Source organism: Agarivorans sp. B2Z047 (genome assembly GCF_023373605.1).
Classification (GTDB): domain Bacteria; phylum Pseudomonadota; class Gammaproteobacteria; order Enterobacterales; family Celerinatantimonadaceae; genus Agarivorans; species Agarivorans albus.
Map to the genome: position 1 here is coordinate 5121801 of NZ_CP088080.1, position 17398 is coordinate 5139198.

Annotated in this window: 21 protein-coding genes; 12 read left to right on the top strand and 9 right to left on the bottom strand. The window is 44.7% G+C overall.

All coding sequences use genetic code 11. From position 1 onward, the window contains the following. Positions 1-31 precede the first annotated feature (31 nt). Genes waaF through waaA form a run of 5 tightly spaced genes read left to right on the top strand, consistent with a single transcriptional unit; the run spans position 32 to position 5048 of the window. Positions 32-1063 (top strand): lipopolysaccharide heptosyltransferase II, encoded by a 1032-nt coding sequence (gene waaF, locus LQZ07_RS23695; RefSeq protein ID WP_152785320.1) that lies wholly within the window; start codon positions 32-34, stop codon positions 1061-1063. A 36-nt stretch (positions 1064-1099) separates the two neighbouring features. Continuing rightward, positions 1100-2032 carry a glycosyltransferase family 2 protein gene (locus tag LQZ07_RS23700; RefSeq protein ID WP_152785318.1) on the top strand — a complete coding sequence of 311 codons (933 nt, stop codon included), beginning with the start codon at positions 1100-1102 and terminating at the stop codon, positions 2030-2032. A gap of 2 nt (positions 2033-2034) precedes the next feature. Continuing rightward, the gene (locus LQZ07_RS23705) at positions 2035-2436 is read left to right on the top strand and encodes a GtrA family protein (protein ID WP_152785316.1); all 402 of its coding nucleotides are present in this window, start codon (positions 2035-2037) and stop codon (positions 2434-2436) included. A gap of 20 nt (positions 2437-2456) precedes the next feature. Further along, positions 2457-3791: a 3-deoxy-D-manno-octulosonic acid transferase gene (locus LQZ07_RS23710; protein ID WP_227981626.1), complete on the top strand. Its 1335-nt coding sequence runs from the start codon at positions 2457-2459 to the stop codon at positions 3789-3791. A 6-nt stretch (positions 3792-3797) separates the two neighbouring features. After that, entirely contained in the window at positions 3798-5048 is a 1251-nt protein-coding gene (gene waaA / locus LQZ07_RS23715) for a lipid IV(A) 3-deoxy-D-manno-octulosonic acid transferase (RefSeq protein ID WP_152785314.1), read from the top strand. On the opposite strand, the gene LQZ07_RS23720 is transcribed toward waaA, so the two are convergent. Further along, positions 5045-5764: a 3-deoxy-D-manno-octulosonic acid kinase gene (locus LQZ07_RS23720; protein ID WP_194164210.1), complete on the bottom strand. Its 720-nt coding sequence runs from the start codon at positions 5762-5764 to the stop codon at positions 5045-5047. The two genes, waaA and LQZ07_RS23720, sit on opposite strands and share 4 nt — an antisense overlap. 89 nt (positions 5765-5853) lie before the next feature. Between LQZ07_RS23720 and LQZ07_RS23725 the strand changes: the two genes are divergently transcribed. Together LQZ07_RS23725 and LQZ07_RS23730 are read left to right on the top strand one after the other, a co-directional pair. Beyond that, positions 5854-6903: a glycosyltransferase family 9 protein gene (locus LQZ07_RS23725; protein ID WP_152785310.1), complete on the top strand. Its 1050-nt coding sequence runs from the start codon at positions 5854-5856 to the stop codon at positions 6901-6903. Next, positions 6900-7679, top strand: coding sequence for a glycosyltransferase family 2 protein (locus LQZ07_RS23730; RefSeq protein WP_152785308.1), 780 nt, complete (start codon positions 6900-6902; stop codon positions 7677-7679). Before LQZ07_RS23725 ends, LQZ07_RS23730 begins: the two co-directional genes overlap by 4 nt. A 2-nt stretch (positions 7680-7681) precedes the next feature. Here LQZ07_RS23730 and LQZ07_RS23735 read toward each other — a convergent pair whose 3' ends face one another. Next, on the bottom strand, positions 7682-8755 hold the full coding sequence (locus LQZ07_RS23735) for a glycosyltransferase family 9 protein (protein ID WP_152785306.1): 1074 nt from the start codon (positions 8753-8755) through the stop codon (positions 7682-7684). 4 nt (positions 8756-8759) lie between these two features. Then, positions 8760-9803 carry a glycosyltransferase family 9 protein gene (locus LQZ07_RS23740; RefSeq protein ID WP_194164209.1) on the bottom strand — a complete coding sequence of 348 codons (1044 nt, stop codon included), beginning with the start codon at positions 9801-9803 and terminating at the stop codon, positions 8760-8762. Positions 9804-10008: 205 nt separating this feature from the next. Here LQZ07_RS23740 and coaD point away from each other — a divergent pair, with 205 nt between their 5' ends. Beyond that, entirely contained in the window at positions 10009-10491 is a 483-nt protein-coding gene (gene coaD / locus LQZ07_RS23745) for a pantetheine-phosphate adenylyltransferase (RefSeq protein ID WP_152785301.1), read from the top strand. A 5-nt stretch (positions 10492-10496) separates the two neighbouring features. On the opposite strand, the gene mutM is transcribed toward coaD, so the two are convergent. From mutM to radC, 5 genes are all read right to left on the bottom strand, one after another. Then, positions 10497-11309 (bottom strand): bifunctional DNA-formamidopyrimidine glycosylase/DNA-(apurinic or apyrimidinic site) lyase, encoded by an 813-nt coding sequence (gene mutM, locus LQZ07_RS23750; protein WP_152785300.1) that lies wholly within the window; start codon positions 11307-11309, stop codon positions 10497-10499. Beyond that, entirely contained in the window at positions 11302-11769 is a 468-nt protein-coding gene (locus tag LQZ07_RS23755; protein WP_152785298.1) for a hypothetical protein, read from the bottom strand. The genes mutM and LQZ07_RS23755 overlap by 8 nt, the downstream gene beginning before the upstream one ends. Before the next feature lie 139 nt (positions 11770-11908). Beyond that, positions 11909-12064 carry a 50S ribosomal protein L33 gene (gene rpmG, locus LQZ07_RS23760; protein ID WP_285762680.1) on the bottom strand — a complete coding sequence of 52 codons (156 nt, stop codon included), beginning with the start codon at positions 12062-12064 and terminating at the stop codon, positions 11909-11911. A gap of 23 nt (positions 12065-12087) precedes the next feature. Further along, on the bottom strand, positions 12088-12324 hold the full coding sequence (gene rpmB / locus LQZ07_RS23765) for a 50S ribosomal protein L28 (protein WP_016400150.1): 237 nt from the start codon (positions 12322-12324) through the stop codon (positions 12088-12090). Positions 12325-12458: 134 nt separating this feature from the next. Further along, positions 12459-13133 carry a DNA repair protein RadC gene (radC, locus tag LQZ07_RS23770; protein WP_152785296.1) on the bottom strand — a complete coding sequence of 225 codons (675 nt, stop codon included), beginning with the start codon at positions 13131-13133 and terminating at the stop codon, positions 12459-12461. A gap of 131 nt (positions 13134-13264) precedes the next feature. On the opposite strand from radC, the gene coaBC reads away from it, so the two are divergent. The 4 genes from coaBC to mscS all read left to right on the top strand — a co-directional run bounded on the left by coaBC (position 13265) and on the right by mscS (position 16545). After that, complete coding sequence (coaBC, locus tag LQZ07_RS23775) at positions 13265-14473, top strand: bifunctional phosphopantothenoylcysteine decarboxylase/phosphopantothenate--cysteine ligase CoaBC (protein WP_152785294.1); 1209 nt, start codon at positions 13265-13267, stop codon at positions 14471-14473. Between the two features lie 13 nt (positions 14474-14486). Next, a complete protein-coding gene (gene dut / locus LQZ07_RS23780; protein WP_016400154.1) occupies positions 14487-14942 on the top strand; it encodes a dUTP diphosphatase in 456 nt (151 codons plus the stop codon). Positions 14943-14993: 51 nt separating this feature from the next. Then, positions 14994-15587, top strand: a complete 594-nt coding sequence (gene slmA, locus LQZ07_RS23785; protein WP_016400155.1) for a nucleoid occlusion factor SlmA — start codon at positions 14994-14996, stop codon at positions 15585-15587. Between the two features lie 127 nt (positions 15588-15714). Continuing rightward, on the top strand, positions 15715-16545 hold the full coding sequence (mscS, locus tag LQZ07_RS23790; protein WP_016400156.1) for a small-conductance mechanosensitive channel MscS: 831 nt from the start codon (positions 15715-15717) through the stop codon (positions 16543-16545). 64 nt (positions 16546-16609) lie between these two features. On the opposite strand, the gene LQZ07_RS23795 is transcribed toward mscS, so the two are convergent. Next, positions 16610-17065, bottom strand: a complete 456-nt coding sequence (locus LQZ07_RS23795) for a hypothetical protein (protein ID WP_152785292.1) — start codon at positions 17063-17065, stop codon at positions 16610-16612. Between the last annotated feature and the right edge of the window lie 333 nt (positions 17066-17398).

Genomic DNA, 17398 nt, shown 5'->3' on the forward strand with positions numbered 1-17398 from the left:
GCGACAAGCCCCTTTTTAACATAGGTTATGAATGAAGATTCTGGTGGTAGGCCCATCTTGGGTAGGCGACATGGTGATGTCGCAAAGCTTGTACAAAACCCTTAAACAACTGCACCCAAAGGCGCAATTGGATGTACTAGCGCCAGATTGGTGCCGCCCTATGCTAGAGCGAATGCCCGAAGTAGACAATGCATTGCGCATGCTCTTAGGCCACGGTGATCTACAGCTTACAACACGTTGGAAGTTAGCCCGAGAGCTCAAACAAAACCGCTATGATTGGGCTATTACCCAACCCAATTCTTTAAAATCTGCATTAATCCCTTGGTTTGCCGGCATTAAGCAACGTACTGGTTGGAAAGGGGAGAGCCGCTACGGCCTGCTGAACGATTTGCGCAGCAACAAACGCGACTTCCCGCTAATGGTGGAGCGTTATGTTTCCTTGGCTCACCCTAAAGCGTCGATGCAATCAGCAACTGATCTACCAACTTATCTGCACCCTCAGCTACAAGCCAACCAAGCGAATCAACAAGAAGCTTTAGCTCAGCTTGCATTAAATACAGAGCAGCCAATATTGGCCTTATGCCCTGGCGCAGAATTTGGCCCAGCAAAGCGCTGGCCAGAGCAACACTACGCACAAGTGGCAGCCCACTGGATTAGCGAGCGCAAAGGTCAAGTATGGATTTTTGGCTCAGATAAAGATCAAAGCGTGGGAGCGCAAATCATTAGCCACGTTCCACAAGAGTTGCAACAGCCTTGCTACAACCTTGCTGGCAAAACTAAGTTAGCTGAAGCCATCGACTTAATGGCGCTAGCCACATTGGCGGTAAGTAATGACTCAGGTTTAATGCACATCGCGGCAGCGCTAGAGTTACCGTTGATCGCCATTTATGGTTCGTCTTCACCAAAATACACGCCGCCACTAACCGAAAATGCCGCTATCTTGCATACTGATATCGATTGTCGCCCGTGTTTTAAAAAGACTTGTCAGTTCGGCCACTTAAAATGCTTAACTGAACTAGCACCAGAGCGCGCAATTTCGTCTATTGCTGATTTATTGACTTAACTACACTTACTTTATTTAACGTTGTCGAGACTCCCTATGAGCACAAAGCCTCCGGTTATATCAATAGTTTGCCCTTGCTTTAACGAGCAAGATACAGTGGGTTTATTCATCGATACCATGCTGCCAGAACTTGAAAAAACCGAGCTTAGTTTCGAAATTATTTTTATAAACGACGGCAGTCGCGATAACACCTTAGCCGCACTCAAAGATTTGCAAAAACAACACGCTGGAATAAGAGTCATTAATCTCGCCCGCAATTTTGGTAAGGAAGCAGCACTTACCGCAGGGATAGATTTATCTAAAGGCCAAGTGATTGTTCCCATTGATGTTGATCTACAAGATCCACCCGAGCTTATTCATGACTTCATTCGGGAGTGGAACAATGGTTACGATGTTGTTGTAGCTAAACGTGTTGATAGAACCAGTGACAGTTTCGCCAAAAAGCTCAGTGCTGAATTGTTCTACAAATTTCACAATAAAATATCTCATGTGAAAATTCCGGAAAATGTCGGTGATTACCGGCTAATGACTCGCAGAGTTGTGTCTGCCATTCAACAAATGCCCGAAAACCAACGTTTTATGAAGGGTATGTTTTCATGGGTTGGTTTTAAAACGAAAACTGTAGAATACAAACGAGACCCTCGAATCGCGGGTGAAACCAGTTTTAATGGCTGGAAGCTGTGGAATTTCGCCCTAGAAGGCATTACCAGCTTTAGCACTGCTCCGTTGCGAATCTGGTTGTACATTGGCTTAGCTATTTCTACCTTAGCGTTTATTTATGGCAGTGCTATTGTCATTAAGACACTACTATTTGGTATCGATGCCCCTGGTTACGCATCGTTAATAACAATAATGCTATTTTTAGGTGGGGTACAACTAATCGGTTTAGGTGTGTTAGGCGAGTATATTGGCCGTTTATTTATGGGGTCAAAACGCCGACCTATCTACATTGTCGAAGAAGACAACTAAACATGGCTCACTTAATAGCTAAGCTATTTAGTCTTCGCATCGCGCGATATGGTCTTACTGGGGTTATTGCTACAACGATTCACTTTGTTTTGGCTTTGGCGGTTTTACAGTACTGGCCGCAAGCTTTTGCTTTGGCTAACTTTGTTGGTTTTAGCTTAGCATTTGTTTTCTCCTACCTATTACAGACTTGTTGGGTATTTCAAAACCAGCCTTCATTAAACAATGCCTTGCGCTTTTTTGTGGTGCAGACTTCAGCCTTGTGCTTATCTATCTTATTATCATCTTTACTTAACGATTTTTCGAATATCATTAAAGTTGCGGTAGTGATTGTTTTACTACCTCTTGTTACCTTTGTTATCCATCGCTGCTGGACATACTCCCAAGCAGAAACCCATAAACCTTAACTAACCTACAGAGCTCAATTGTGTCTTTAAACCAACAAATTGAAAAACATTTCACACTAATTTACTGGTCTATCTTTGTTAGCTCTGTTGCTTTATTACTCGTATACGCTAGCAACCAAATCCTCACCGGTGATCAAACTCAAATGCTATTAAAAGGCTACTTGGGCGCCTATCATGGAACGTGGTTAAGCTATGGCAATGCAGCCAGTGTAGTGGGTAATGTACCTGGTTCATTGTCCACTTTATTGGTTGGTTTACCTTTACTCGTTTGGGACTCTCCTTGGTCACCTATGTTGTTGTTACCCTTTATTCGTTTAATGTCATTCTTTCTTTTCGACCATGTTATTAAGCAATGCTTTAGCCCTGTAGTGAGAATTAGCTTCGCCGTGCTATACCTGTTAAGCCCATGGTTCCTATTCGACAGCATCATTTACAACCCCGCTTATTTATGTTTTTTTGCTGCCCTGCATTGCTGGACAGCATTCAATATGAGAGAAAAAAACAGTTTTATTTCTAGCTTTTTGCATGTTGTAGCTATTGGCTTAGCCATGCAAATTCATTACTCATGGCCAATTTTAGCCGTGATGTCAGCCTACCTATATTATCGGGGTATCATTAAAGTAAGTTGGTGGGGTTTAGTTGCCGGTGGCTTAGCCGTATTGGCCAGTTTGGTCCCCTATTTCATGGAAGTATTGCAGAACTCCTCAATTCAAGGCCAAGATAGCGAACGATATATTGGCTGGGGTGCGGTAAATGTTTACCCAGTACTCAAAGCTGCCTTGTATTGGCTACGCTATAGCTCTTTCTTGTTTACCAATCGCATTATTGTTGATGCTAATTTTCATTGGCTCACCGATATAGAGTGGCTAAGAATGGTTGTTGATTATATATGGCAAGCAATACTCTTTACGGTAGGCGGTATTACCGTTATATGTGCTTGGGTAATTAACAAAAAAGCTTGGAAGGTTGTCAAACCGCATTGGCGAAGCAGACAAGCATTAAATTTAGCCTCATCTGAATGGCTAATACATTACGCGTTTTCTGCGTTCTTAGGCATTATTATCTCGGCAATGCTATCGCCGATTATTTTCTCTTATTGGCACCTAATCATTGCCTTTGCTTTCGCCTTGCTTCCGGTGCTTTATTACGCCGAATATTGGCAAAATAAAAAACCAGAAAAATTAGCAAAGCTAACAACCATAGTTGCAGCTTATTTCCTTGTAGTAAACCTTGTCGCTAGCCACGACAGCAATAAGTACTCTTATCTAATTAGCTACCAAGAGCAGGTTGATGCTTACCTAGAAAAACAAGGTTTGAGCATAGAAGACCTAATAGAAGAAAATAAAAGTAACTAAATAACCATGCGTATTTTTTATAACATCTTGCTACTTTTAGTCTTGCCCTTAGCAATGTACAAACTGTACTGGCCAAGAGCTGGTAAACCTTCGGTAGGCAAGCGCTGGCCAGAACATTTTGGTGTAAGTAAAAAAGTATCAGCGGTTGATGTATGGTTCCATGCTGTATCAGTTGGTGAAGTATTGGCGGCCATTCCTTTAATTACTCAACTAAAGCAGCAGCAACCACAATGCAATATATTGCTGACCACCACTACCGCTACAGGTGCTGAGCAAGCGCAATCAAAACTGGCGGATTTAGTCATTCATCGCTATGCGCCCTTTGATTTGTGGCCGTGTATTCGCTGGTTTTTGCATTTACATAAACCCAAGCAGCTATGGATTATGGAAACCGAACTGTGGCCAAATTGGCTTCAGCTTTGTCAAAACCAAAACATTCCGGTATCGCTTATCAATGCCCGAATGTCACAACGCTCTTGCCAACGCTATTTGCGATTCAAAGGCTTTAGTCAACGCTTATATGGGCAATTGGGGCAAGTGTTGGCGCAACACCAAGATGACGCACAGCGCTTTAATCAATTGGGAGTTACTGCAGCCAACTTGGTGGTAACAGGCTCCATAAAATACGATCTACCCGATACCAAAAACATACAGCAACAAGCAGAACAACTTCGGTCTAGTTTGTTTGGTGAGCGCTTAATATGGATTGCCGCCAGCACTCACAAAGGCGAAGACGAGAAAGTGCTTGAGGTGATGCAACAGGTTCGTAAGCAGCTTCCCGACAGCTTACTAATATTGGTCCCCCGACACCCTGAGCGTTTCGACCAAGTGGCCGAATTAATTGCTAGCAGCGGCTTTGATTGCGCTCGTCGCAGCCAACAGCAAAGCCCTGAAGCAAAAGATGCAGTGTATTTAGCCGATACCATGGGCGAGATGCTGCTGATGTATGCTTGCTCAGATGCCGCCTTCATCGGTGGTTCTTTAGTGCCCATTGGCGGGCATAATTACTTAGAAGCAGCTGCGCTAAGCTTACCCTGCGTTGCTGGCGAACATGACTTTAACTTCTCAGATATTAGCCAACAGCTGCAAGCCTGCGGCGCGCTTAAGCTTAGCGCTGACACCGAACAGCTGGCTAATTGGCTTAAAGCATGGTTAAGCAATGCTGAAGAGCGTAACAAAGCGGGGGACGCTGGCTTGTCTATTGTAAAGCAGAACCAAGGCGCTTTAGCGCGTAGCCTAGCTGCTCTGCTGAACTAAAGGGCTTGTTGATAACAAGCAACAAAATACTGCCAGTCAGACTCTAGCCAATGGCAATAACCAGGCTTCGCCTGTTCTTTTTCTAAAGAACGGTAGAATCGAGCAAGGTTAGCTTGCTGCCATTTCTTTCTCGGTCGACAAATGCGGCCATTATCAAAGTCAATCAACCAAACCTGCTGTTGGTCATCAACCATGATGTTACGTAAGTTAAGGTCGGCATGATAGACCCCAGCACGGTGAAACTGTGCAATCGTCTCGGCAATTTTTTGCCATAGATCTAAAGGTAATCGACGCTCGCTAAGCAACTTAGCAAGATCTTTAGCGCCACTTATGCGCTCTAAAATTAAATCAGCCTGGAAGCTCAAGCCTTTGCGTTTAACCCTGCCAGCAATCGGCACAGGTGCAGGAAGCTCCAAAGTTTGCAATTTCATCAACAGCGAGAATTCTTTCCACACTCGACTGCGCTGTAGGCTTGAATACAAATAGCGGTCATTGCTTAATTTAGCGACTAAGCCACCACGATGATAATGGCGTAATACAAATTCTCGATGTTCAAAACGAAAAAACAGGGTTTTACCTCGGCCCATCGCTTGGCCTACCACAGCTCTATTTTGCTGCCAATGGCGGGGCTCAAAATAAGCATCACTTACCTGCCGCCACACTGCTGGATTATAAAATAGCCAGCCGTCAGCGGTTTTCTGTTTTTCAATCTGCATAGTTATCGCTTGTGAAACAAATCTCAGCAATTTTACAACGCAAGCTGCAAAAAGCATAATACTTAAGAAAATCCGCCACTTTTGCCAAAATGACCAAGCAGCAAACCACCTTAAAAGTCTGTATTTTACGCCTATCAGCCATCGGCGACGTCTGTAATGCTTTGGCTGTTGTTCAGCAACTTCAAAACAGTTACCCAAATGCCGATGTCACCTGGGTATGTGGCAAAGCTGAAGCACAGTTATTGGCTGCCTTTAGCAATATAAAACTAGTTGTATACAACAAAAAAGATGGCTTAAAAGGCATGCTCGCCATTAAACGAGAGCTTAATAGCGAGCAATTTGATGTATTGCTGCACATGCAAGCAGCACTGCGCGCCAGCGTGTTAAGTTGCTGCATTCGCGCAAAGCGTAGAATTGGTTTTGACAAAAGCCGCGGTAAAGATGGCCAGTGGCTGTTTACTAACGAGAAAATTGCTCCGGCTAATTCGGCCCATGTATTAGATGGCTTTCTACAATTTTTATTGCCACTAGGAATAGATATTCAAGCCCCAAATTGGCACGTGCCACTCTCAGAAGCAGATCAAGATACCGCAAAACAACTGCTAGGCAGTTCTGATAAGCATATCGTGATCTGCCCAGCGGCTAGCAAGGCCTATAAAAATTGGACCCTGCAAGGTTATGTAGGCATCGCCCAATACGCACTTGAGCAGGGCTACCAAGTGAGTTTAATCGGCAGCCCGGCTAGCAATGAAATGGCGTTAAGTGAGCAAGTTAACCAAGCCTGCCAAGGTAAACTAAACAACCTTTGTGGAAAAACCAACTTAAGCCAGCTTTGGGCACTCATTGCCCAAGCAGATCTGCTAATATCGCCAGATACTGGCCCAGCTCATATGGCGGTAGCGGTAAATACACCCGTTCTAGGACTATATGCTCACCACAACCCGCAACGCACTGGTCCTTATCATTATCGAGATTACGTTGTGAGCGTGTGGCAAACACTGATTGAAAAAGAACAAGGCAAGCCCGCAGCTCAGCTTAGTTGGCGCAGCAGAGTGAAAGATCCCAAAGCAATGCAATACATCACCCTTGACGCGGTGATTGAGATGTTTGAATTGATTAAAAAAGAGCAACAATTATGAGTTCACGCCAAGCTAGCATTAGCGCAATAATCATTACTAAAAATGAGCAAGACAGTCTAAAAGATTGCTTAGAAAGCTTAACTTGGGTTGACCAAATAGTAGTTGTGGACTCTGGTAGCACCGATGGCACCGTAGAGCTTGCCAAACAATATACTCAAGATGTGCACAGCAACATCGATTGGCCTGGTTTTGGAAAGCAAAAACAGCTAGCGCAGAGCTATGCAAACGGTGATTGGATCTTAGCAGTCGATGCCGATGAGCGCATTGATGAAACACTGCGCAATAACATCGAACAAATGCTAGAAAACCCACCGACCAACACGGTATTCAATCTTAATGAATTGACTTGGGTATTTGGCCGTTTTCTTAAGCATTCCGGTTGGTACTATCGACATATCAGACTTTACCCGCGTGAGCTAACTGGATACAACGATAACCTAGTCCATGAATCTGTAACGGTGCCTGAGGGCTGTCAGGTGGCAGAGCTAGATGGCGATATCTTGCATTATTCCTACAAAAATATTGAGCACTACTTAGTCAAATCTGCGGGCTATGCCAAAGCTTGGGCAGATCAGCGCGAAGCCAAAGGTAAACGGGCAAGCTTAGGCCAAGGAATAGTGCATGCGATTGGCTGTTTTGCCAAAATGTACTTGCTCAAGCGCGGTTTTTTAGATGGTAAAGCAGGCTTTTTAATTGCATTACTCTCGGCGCATTCAACCTTTGTGAAATACGCCGATTTATGGGCACGAGAAAACGACAGCCACTACAAAAAGTAAACTTACTGAAGTTTAAGGTCTTCCAATAAGTTAGCTGCATCTATAGCCGCTAAATCGGTCACGTTAACCGCATGTTCACCTAGGCAGCCATATTGCGCTACATTGGTTACCGTAAACAAACCTACGCAATAGGCACCAGCAGAGCTTGCTAAGTGCAAGGGGCCAGTATCACCACAGAAAAACAAGGGTACTTGCTGTAAAAATGCCGCTAGTTTTCTTAGGTCACCATTGGAGTAGGTGAATTCTGCCTCTACCAGTGGCTCTGTCACATCAGGACTCAATATCTCAATAAGGTTCACTTCGCCAGCATAGTGCTGCTTAAACTTAGCTAACAAAATTTGCCAGTCTTTATCGGCAATCACCTTAGCGCCACGCGCGCCACGAAAATACGCCAAACTTGGTTTTGCTTGGCATTCGCCCAACAAAGTCTGCAATTGCTTAAGCGCCTCTTGCTGCTCAGCGTCACTCAATATTAGTCGCCCAAAATATTCAGCGGGCTCAGCATTATGCAGTTGCTCTAGAAGCTCCATGCAACTTAATGCAAAGTGAGGATATCGTCCCTGGTATTTATAAGTATGGCTGCACACTGCAGCATCTGCGGGGCCATAAAAAGCGACAACGTTTTTAGCTTCAACCATTGAAGCAACAATACGGTCGCTAGAGCCTCCATAAGGCAACAATACTAAATCATAGGGTTGTTGCTTTAACTGCTTCATTGCTCGAAAAAACTGTGGGATGGTTTTCAAACCAAACTGAGAAAAGTGAATACGAGAAAGCCCGAGGTTTTCAAATATAGAGCCTTGCCAAGGATCGCTGAGTATCAGCTCAACCTCAGCATCGGGATACAGCGCTTTAACTTGATTAACAAAAGGCAATAAAAAGAACATATTTCCAATGCGCTTATTATTGCGAATAATTAAAACCCGCTTCACTTCTGTCGGCTTAAGCAAGCGCTCGGTTCTACCTTTTCTACCGCCCAATAGTTTGAGAAACCAAACTTCTAAGCCAATCGACTTCTCTCTGCGCTTTCCATCAAACTGCCGCAGCGCCGTTCTTATCTTTTTTATTACGCTCATCGTTTTATTCTGCTACTTGTTTTGTTTGCAGCTTTTGCCACCACAAATTAATTTTAACAGCTGAGTCACTCACATTAATCAAACTCATATCTTCTTGAGTAAGCTCACCTGCCGGCGGCGAGAAAGAAATATGTCGGCCTTGGCTATTAAGAGGCTGCCAACGCAAAGGTGTTGCACTGCGACGACTAGGGAAAAAGCCAACAGTTGGCACATCTAAAGCTCCTGCAATATGCAGCGGCCCGGTTGAACCAGCAATAAACACTTCAGCACAGGCCAATACTTCACAAAAGGTTTTTAAGCCCTCTTCTGAATAATATAGCTGACTAGACACCTCTGCAGTATCTAACTGATTCACCAACTCTTGAGCGGCAATTAACTCGCCAGGCCCTGCAGTAATCACAAAGTGTAACTCGGGCTTAAGCTTAGCCAGACAATCAATCAAACTAAAATACTGCTCAATGCTTAAGTTATTTGCCGAGCCACCGCTGCCGATATGTACCATTGCTAAGGCTTTAGCATCCAACTCGGCAAACTCAGCCTGCTTACGTTTAGCAATTTGCTCAGCGCTAAACTGCAAATAAGGAGTAGTAGGCTCTATCGGGTTGACTTGCAACTTAGTTAAAAAAGCGCGAGTAAGTTCTAAGTTGTATTCAAATTCAGGCTTTCGAGATTGAGAGCGGCGTTGCTTTACTCGGTGATTATACAAAAACTGAGCAAGCTTAGTGGCAGGTGCACAGCGTAATTTAATACCGGCGCGTGCACCTAGCCAAGCGTTACGCATGGTTGAGAACAAGCACAAATAACCATCGAAGTGCTGTTGCTTCACCTCGTTAAGTAGTGCTGCTTGCGCACCAGCATCACTATCCGCTCCGCAATCAATAATTACCTTGTCAATCCAAGGGCAAAGCTCTGCGAGAGGAGCGGTATAGCTAGGCACCAAAGCGCTTATTTCACAATTAGGTATTGAAGCTTTTAGCAGCGCAAAGCTGGGCCACGCCAGCATAAAGTCGCCAATTTTGTCGTTTCGCACTACCAACAGTTTTTGCATGTGTTTGTCCCAATCATTAAGCCTGCGCATTGTGACCAATCTTGCACTCGGGCTCAAGAATTTTCCCCAAGCCTGTGAGCTAGTTAGCTCAAGCAGCTTAAGTAAATCTTTTCCCGAACGTTTTAACAGGATTTAGCGTGAATACCTGCATCTTCTGAAAGCTTGGGGTTATAATCCAACTAACATCAATTTTTGGCATAGCTACATGACAACTCGGGTAATTTATCCTGGCACCTTTGATCCAGTGACCAACGGCCATAGCGATTTAATCCAACGCGCGGCGCGTATGTTTGACACAGTAATTGTGGCGGTTGCCGCCAGCCCCAGTAAACAACCTCTGTTTAGCTTAGAAGAAAGGGTTAAGTTGCTGGAACAAACGATTAGTGCCAATACCAATATAGAAGTGATTGGTTTTACAGGCTTATTGGTAGATTTAGCCAAACAACAAAATGCCAACGTATTGTTGCGCGGCTTGCGCACCGGTTCTGATTTTGAATATGAGATGCAGCTGGCCGATATGAACCGCCAACTGGATCCCAACTTAGAAAGCGTGTTTCTTACACCAGGCGAGGGGGTGAGTTTTATTTCCTCCACCCTGATTAAAGAAGTGGCCAAACATGGCGGCGAAATAGAACGCTTTGTTGCGCCGCATGTTGCTAAATCCGTCAGTAAGAAACTCGCTAAATAAAAGGGCTAGCGCTGACAATGTGGGCAAAAGAAGGTATTGCGCTGGCCAATACGTAATGCCTTAATCAGCTCCCCGCAAGTATCGCAAGCTTCGCCTTCTCGGCCATATACCGCTAAGGTCTGCTTAAAGTAGCCAGGCTTGCCATCGGCATTGGTAAAATCTTTAAGGCTAGTGCCACCTTGTTCAATGGCTTCCGCCAACACTTGTTTGATGTTGTCGGTAAGCATCTCTAGGCGCACTTTGCTCACTTTGTTAGCAGCACGTTTAGGATGGATGCCCGTTCTAAATAAAGCCTCGTTGGCGTAGATATTACCTACGCCCACGACCACTTTGTTATCCATAATAAATTGCTTAATCGCCACACTTCGCTTGCTGGCTTGCTCAATTAAATACTTAGCTGAGAACTCATCATGTAAGGGCTCTGGCCCCAAATTAACCAACAAATTATGTTGCTCAACGGGTAGCTGACTAAACAATACACAGCCAAAACGACGAGGATCGTTAAGCCTAAGCACTTTTCCATTTGCTAATACTATATCTACATGGTCATGCTTTTCGGCTGCTAGGCCTTGCTCAACAATTCGCAAACTACCCGACATGCCCAAGTGAATAATGATGTGGCCAGCTTCAGTTTCCAGCAGCAAATACTTAGCCCGTCGCGTTACCGACAAAATAGCTAAACCCACACAGCACTGGATCAACTCAGGCACTGGCCAACGTAATTTAGGTTGGCGAACCACTATTTCGCTAATCACTTGTTTTTCGATATGCGGGCTAATCCCGCGACGGCTGGTTTCTACCTCTGGTAACTCAGGCATCGGGTGAACTCATCGTTGGGAAAAGAGCATGGTAGCTGTCGCTATCCACAGACAAAAGCTGGCCTTGCCAGTTGGTAAGCCAATGCTGCTCGCCCAAGCTAAATAAGGTTAGTTCAAGCGGCACGGCTGAGTTGGCTAAGTAAACCATTATGCTACGGCTAATTGCTGCGCCACCTAAAGCATCCTGCCAAGGTTCTAGTTGAATATGTAACCACGCATCAATAACAGCTACCGAACGCTCTAGAGGCGGCTCACTGCGCCATTGAGTGCCAACCCGCTCTATTACTACTTCAGGCAATTCAATCCGTAAAATGGTGGCTCCCTGCGGCAATAACTGACCAACCGCCATTTGCTCGCTTGGGGCGGCCTGTTCATTCATTTCTACGTATTTGAAAATCAAAATCATCGAGGCAACAGCAAATATGATGATGTTATTCCAGCCTCTGCGGCTCATTTTCATCGAGATTCTCCTTTAATTAGGAGCATCATAAGCGGGAAGTCTTTGGTGAGTAAAGGGCACTAGGTTGTTGTAGCCACTAAAAAACAGGCAAAAAAAAGCCCAGCCTAAGCTGAGCTTCTTGATTCATTAAAGCCAAAATCTATTTGATTTTGCCTTCTTTGTACATAACGTGCTTACGAACAACAGGATCAAATTTTTTGATCTCCATTTTTTCAGGCATGTTACGTTTGTTCTTATCAGTGGTGTAGAAGTGACCAGTGCCAGCTGATGAGTTCAAACGAATTTTTTCGCGAATACCTTTAGCCATTTCTTAGTTCCTTATACCTTCTCACCACGACCACGCATCTCAGCTAAAACAGCGTCGATACCTTTTTTGTCGATGATGCGCATACCTTTAGTTGATACGCGTAATTTAACAAAACGTTTCTCAGTCTCAACCCAAAAACGGTGAGATTGAAGGTTAGGCAAAAAACGACGACGAGTGCGGTTTTTTGCGTGTGATACGTTGTTACCAACAGCTGGTTTCTTACCAGTAACTTGGCATACTCTAGACATGTCAGTCTTCTCCAAATATGTACTTCTGCTCGAGCATCTGTTCATGCCCCGTTAGGCCGTCGCCCGGGACGACAGAAAGGCCGCATTTTATACAGGAAATAGAACCCTAGATCAACTAAAAAATTGAACAAAGATCAGATCCAACCGCGCTCGGCGAAAGACACAGTCTCTCCACAGCCGACTACAACATGGTCTAAAACTCGCACATCAATCAGTGCTAAGGCCTTGATTAATTTGGTAGTAATTTGCTTATCAGCCAAACTTGGCTCTGCCACACCCGAGGGGTGATTATGGGCAAATATTACTGCAGCAGCATTTTTTTCTAATACTCGCTGTACCACCACCCGTGGGTAAACACTGGCGGCATCAATCGTTCCGAAAAATAGCGGCGCGAATTGTACCACTCGATGCTGATTATCCAATAGCAATATTGCAAATACTTCACGTTGTTGGTGAGATAATTCTATAGAAAGGTAGTTTTTTGCCGATTCGGCGCTATCTAACACACTATTTTCACTAATATCGGCCAGCAAATAACGTCGACTCATTTCTATCGAAGCATGTAATTGTGCAAATTTTGCACTACCCAAACCTTTTTCTGCGCAAAACTGCTGATGATCGGCAGCTAATACCGCTCGCAAAGAGCCAAACTGAGCGAGTAAATGCTGAGCTAAACTCACTGCATCTAGTCCGGCACATCCTACTCGCAAAAAAATCGCCAGTAACTCAGCATCACTTAAACTTTGGGCACCACTATTTAATAACTTTTCTCTTGGCCGTTGTTCGGCCGGCCAATCACAAATTGCCATGCATTCTAATAACTAATGAATGAATCAATAAAAACAAGCGTAGTCGAAACTGCTGGCTTGTGTATGCGGAGATCTTAAGTTTTGTGATAGGCTTGCCGATATCAAACTGAGATTATCGAAGCGGTATCAGCATGTTAACGGGAAAGAAGATTCTACTCGCGATTACAGGCGGGATTGCGGCATACAAAATGCCAGAGTTGGTGCGTCGTCTAAAAGAGCAAGGCGCAGAAGTAAAAGTGGTAATGACCAACCACGCCACCCACTTTATTACTCCCTTAACGCTACAGGCAGTATCTGGCGAACCAGTAGGCTTGGAGGTAGTCGACCCTGCTCAAGAGGCATCCATGGGCCACATCGCCTATGCTAAATGGCCAGATTTAGTATTGATGGCACCTGCTACCGCCAATAGCATTGCTAAGTTTACCTATGGTTTGGCCGACGAGTTAGTCAGCACATTGATGCTAGCAACTGCCGCCCCAATTGCCATTGCGCCAGCAATGAACCAACAAATGTACCAAGCAGCTGCTACTCAGGCTAATTTAAGCCAGCTTAAGCAACGCCAAGTGCATATATGGGGCCCAGCCCAAGGCGAACAAGCCTGTGGCGATGTAGGCCCAGGTAGGATGCTTGAGCCCGCTCAGCTGCTCACTCACATTAACGAGTTTTTTGCTCCCAAATCCCCAGCGCTACTAAAAGACGTAAATGTGATGATTACCGCCGGCCCAACTCGTGAAGCGATTGATCCGGTACGTTATATAAGCAATCACAGCTCCGGTAAAATGGGTTTTGCTTTAGCTGCTGCTGCCGAACAACTTGGCGCCAAGGTTACGGTAGTTTCCGGCCCGGTGAACTTAGGTACACCAGCAGGCGTTAATAAGGTGGCGGTTAAAACTGCCCAGCAAATGCTCGACGCAACACTAAATCAAGTCGCAAGCTGTGATATTTTTATCGCTTGCGCAGCAGTAGCCGACTACCGAGTAGCCGATGTTGCTGAACAAAAAATCAAGAAAACCGATGACAGCGACGAAATGCAGTTACGTTTAGTTAAAAATCCAGATATTGTAGCCACCATTGCTGGTTTAGCTAACAAACCCTTTACGGTGGGTTTTGCTGCTGAAACACAAGACGTAGCACATTACGCACAAGACAAAATGGCGCGAAAAAACCTAGACATGATCGCCGCCAACGACGTATCAAAGCCCGAACAAGGCTTTAATAGTGAGCAAAATGCCTTATCGGTATTTTGGCCAACTGGCCATCAGCAATTAGACCTCGCTGATAAATCAGAATTGGCACAACAATTAATGGCATTAATCGCCAAGCAGTACGCTGCACAATAATCAAAACAAAAAAATGAAACAAATAGCACTAAAAATACTAGACCAAAGAATTGGCACTACTTTTCCAATGCCAGAATACGCGACACCAGGCTCAGCAGGCATGGATTTACGCGCCTGCTTAGACCAAGCCATAACATTAGCCCCCGGCCAAACCGAGCTAATTCCTACTGGCTTAGCGATTCATATTGCCGATCCTACTCTTGCTGCCACCATTTTACCGCGTTCTGGCCTTGGCCATAAGCACGGCATTGTTCTGGGTAACCTCGTTGGACTGATCGACTCCGACTACCAAGGACAATTAATGGTGTCTTGTTGGAACCGCGGACAAACTACTTTTACCATCGAACCCGGCGAGCGCATCGCCCAGTTAGTATTTGTGCCTGTGGTACAAGCTAGCTTCGAGATAGTAGACGATTTTGCCGCTAGCCAGCGTGGTGAAGGTGGATTTGGCCATTCCGGTACAAAGTAAACGGTTCTCAAGTAGTACGCTAATAGACTAATAAAAAGGATTACCATAACCATGGCGGGAAAACCAAAAAGCAATCGCCGCGAACAAATTCTGCAGGCGCTGGCGCGCATGTTAGAAACCAGCCACGGACAACGCATCACCACTGCAAGCCTAGCCAAAGAAGTAGGCGTATCAGAAGCTGCTTTGTATCGTCACTTTCCCAGCAAAGCTAGGATGTTTGAAGGCTTAATAGAGTTTATCGAAGAAACCTTGCTATCACGCATTAATCTGATTCAGGAAGAACAAAAAGATACCTTAAATCGCTGCCAGCACATACTCATGCTATTACTGGGTTTTGCCGAGCGCAACCCAGGCTTAAGCCGCATTTTAACTGGCGATGCCTTACAAGGTGAGCACGAGCGTTTGCGCGCCAGAGTCAGCATTTTGTTCGACAAAATTGAAGTGCAACTTAAACAAGTATTACGCGAGCGTAGGTTACGTGAAGGACAAGGCTTCTTAATTGAAGAAAACAGCCTAGCTACCTTGTTACTGGCCTATACCGAAGGACGTATTAGCCAATACGTGCGCAGTGAATTTAAGCTAGAACCTACCGCCCAATTTGACACCCACTGGGGCTTTTTAAAGCAGCAGCTAGTGCAAAGCTAAGCGCTTAATAGGCCTGCTAAATTCCCCGGCAGGCCTTAAACCTTTCTGTAAAGAATCTAGACACTTGTTTGTATTAAAAAAGCTGCTAAATTTGTAGCTAATTTCACTCCATAAGAAGGCTTAACACATGGACGTATTTACCGAAGGTACCAGTTGGTTTGAGAACAACCAAGACCTGCTAATGCAATACGCAATCAACATTGCTGCTGCTATCGCCATTTTGTTTGTTGGTATGATCGTTGCGCGCGTAATGGCGTCAAGCGTAGAAAAACTAATGAACGCTCGCAAATTAGATACAACAATTAGTCACTTTGTTGGCTCAATGGTGAAATACATCATTATTGCCTTTGTGATTATTGCTGCGCTATCACGCATTGGTATTCAAACTGCTTCGTTTGTTGCCATTATTGGTGCCGCTGGTTTAGCTGTTGGTTTGGCCTTGCAAGGGTCATTGTCTAACTTTGCAGCAGGTGTACTTATTATTGGTTTCCGCCCATTCAAAGCCGGTGATTTTGTAGAGATTGCGGGTACAGCGGGCTCGGTAGCATCAGTGCAAATCTTCACCACCGTGTTAAAAACGCCTGACAACAAACAAATTGTTGTACCAAATGGCGCGGTCTTAGGCGGTAACATTGTAAACTACTCTACCCATCCTACCCGCCGTGTAGACTTGGTAGTTGGGGTTAGCTACAACGCCGATTTAGCTAAAACTAAAGCGATACTACGCGAAGTATGTGAAGCAGACTCTCGTGTATTAAAAGATCCAGACATCACTATTGGTGTAAGCGAATTGGCCGATAGCTCAGTGAACCTAGTCGTTCGCCCATGGGTAAATAGCGCCGATTACTGGGGAGCTTACTTTGACCTAAACGAAAACATCAAAGTGGCTCTAGATAATGCTGGCATCGAAATTCCATTCCCACAAATGGATGTTCACTTGGATAAAGTCGCCAGCTAATAGGCTGCTTTATACCAAATAAAAAGCACAGCCTAGGCTGTGCTTTTTTGTATTCTATATTCGCCTAGATATCATCTAACCTATGGGTGGCATGCACCATTTGCTGTTGGCGTTTTTCTTGATGTTCAATCAAGTTAGCTAAAAACTGCCTCGCCCCTAACATGGTTAACTCATCTTTAGCTAAGCGCAATAAGCTTAGCGACTGCTCACTAAGCTCCAAGGCCAAATTGCTTACATCATCACTGCTAATATCGGCTGGTCTACTCAGCTTAGCCATATAATCCAATAAATCTTTTTCCACGCGAATGTCGGTCCAAGTCTCTAACAACTCAGGTTTGGCCTGGCTAATAAAATCCTGTAAATGCTCGGCATTTTCCCGCTCTTGATGTTGCAGGTAAGCCAGTAACATGCGCACTCTCTCTGCATCGCTATTTAACTCCAAGCGCCGATATAGGGCCATCATTGCTTCGCGGCACGATACAAAGTGCTCTAGCAGCAGTTTTAGTTGATTAAATCGCATATCTGCTCTCCCGTGTAACTGGTGATAATTACAGTGTAGAAGCTAGCTTTTCATCTGTTTTAGCTAAGCAATCTTGGCTTGATTTACATCAAAATGCACCGCCACCAAAACGCAAAGTTGAGAGTTATCGCAAGCTTTAATCACGTTAGGATCTATTGACCTATGCTGATGGTTTTTGCAGCAACTTATCAGCCATTTAGGAAAGGCAGTGAGCGCGAGGTTAAGTGGGCTTAACAATCGCTCGCTAACGCTGAATAAATGGCTAAGAAATGCAGCCCGAAGAGTCCAGATAAGCGAACAAAATTTCAACACCAAAGGTCAACAGCTCCTAGT

Bases quoted from the DNA above. Each gene is read 5' to 3' on its own strand.
- LQZ07_RS23720 (WP_194164210.1), bottom strand. From the start codon at position 5,764: ATGCAGATTGAAAAACAGAAAACCGCTGACGGCTGGCTATTTTATAAT.
- radC (WP_152785296.1), bottom strand. From the start codon at position 13,133: ATGGCAATTTGTGATTGGCCGGCCGAACAACGGCCAAGAGAAAAGTTA.
- rpmB (WP_016400150.1), bottom strand. From the start codon at position 12,324: ATGTCTAGAGTATGCCAAGTTACTGGTAAGAAACCAGCTGTTGGTAAC.
- LQZ07_RS23700 (WP_152785318.1), top strand. From the start codon at position 1,100: ATGAGCACAAAGCCTCCGGTTATATCAATAGTTTGCCCTTGCTTTAAC.
- coaBC (WP_152785294.1), top strand. From the start codon at position 13,265: ATGTTAACGGGAAAGAAGATTCTACTCGCGATTACAGGCGGGATTGCG.
- dut (WP_016400154.1), top strand. From the start codon at position 14,487: ATGAAACAAATAGCACTAAAAATACTAGACCAAAGAATTGGCACTACT.
- LQZ07_RS23740 (WP_194164209.1), bottom strand. From the start codon at position 9,803: ATGCAAAAACTGTTGGTAGTGCGAAACGACAAAATTGGCGACTTTATG.
- LQZ07_RS23725 (WP_152785310.1), top strand. From the start codon at position 5,854: ATGACCAAGCAGCAAACCACCTTAAAAGTCTGTATTTTACGCCTATCA.
- waaA (WP_152785314.1), top strand. From the start codon at position 3,798: ATGCGTATTTTTTATAACATCTTGCTACTTTTAGTCTTGCCCTTAGCA.
- mutM (WP_152785300.1), bottom strand. From the start codon at position 11,309: ATGCCTGAGTTACCAGAGGTAGAAACCAGCCGTCGCGGGATTAGCCCG.
- LQZ07_RS23730 (WP_152785308.1), top strand. From the start codon at position 6,900: ATGAGTTCACGCCAAGCTAGCATTAGCGCAATAATCATTACTAAAAAT.
- LQZ07_RS23735 (WP_152785306.1), bottom strand. From the start codon at position 8,755: ATGAGCGTAATAAAAAAGATAAGAACGGCGCTGCGGCAGTTTGATGGA.
- slmA (WP_016400155.1), top strand. From the start codon at position 14,994: ATGGCGGGAAAACCAAAAAGCAATCGCCGCGAACAAATTCTGCAGGCG.
- waaF (WP_152785320.1), top strand. From the start codon at position 32: ATGAAGATTCTGGTGGTAGGCCCATCTTGGGTAGGCGACATGGTGATG.
- LQZ07_RS23795 (WP_152785292.1), bottom strand. From the start codon at position 17,065: ATGCGATTTAATCAACTAAAACTGCTGCTAGAGCACTTTGTATCGTGC.
- coaD (WP_152785301.1), top strand. From the start codon at position 10,009: ATGACAACTCGGGTAATTTATCCTGGCACCTTTGATCCAGTGACCAAC.
- LQZ07_RS23705 (WP_152785316.1), top strand. From the start codon at position 2,035: ATGGCTCACTTAATAGCTAAGCTATTTAGTCTTCGCATCGCGCGATAT.
- LQZ07_RS23755 (WP_152785298.1), bottom strand. From the start codon at position 11,769: ATGAAAATGAGCCGCAGAGGCTGGAATAACATCATCATATTTGCTGTT.
- mscS (WP_016400156.1), top strand. From the start codon at position 15,715: ATGGACGTATTTACCGAAGGTACCAGTTGGTTTGAGAACAACCAAGAC.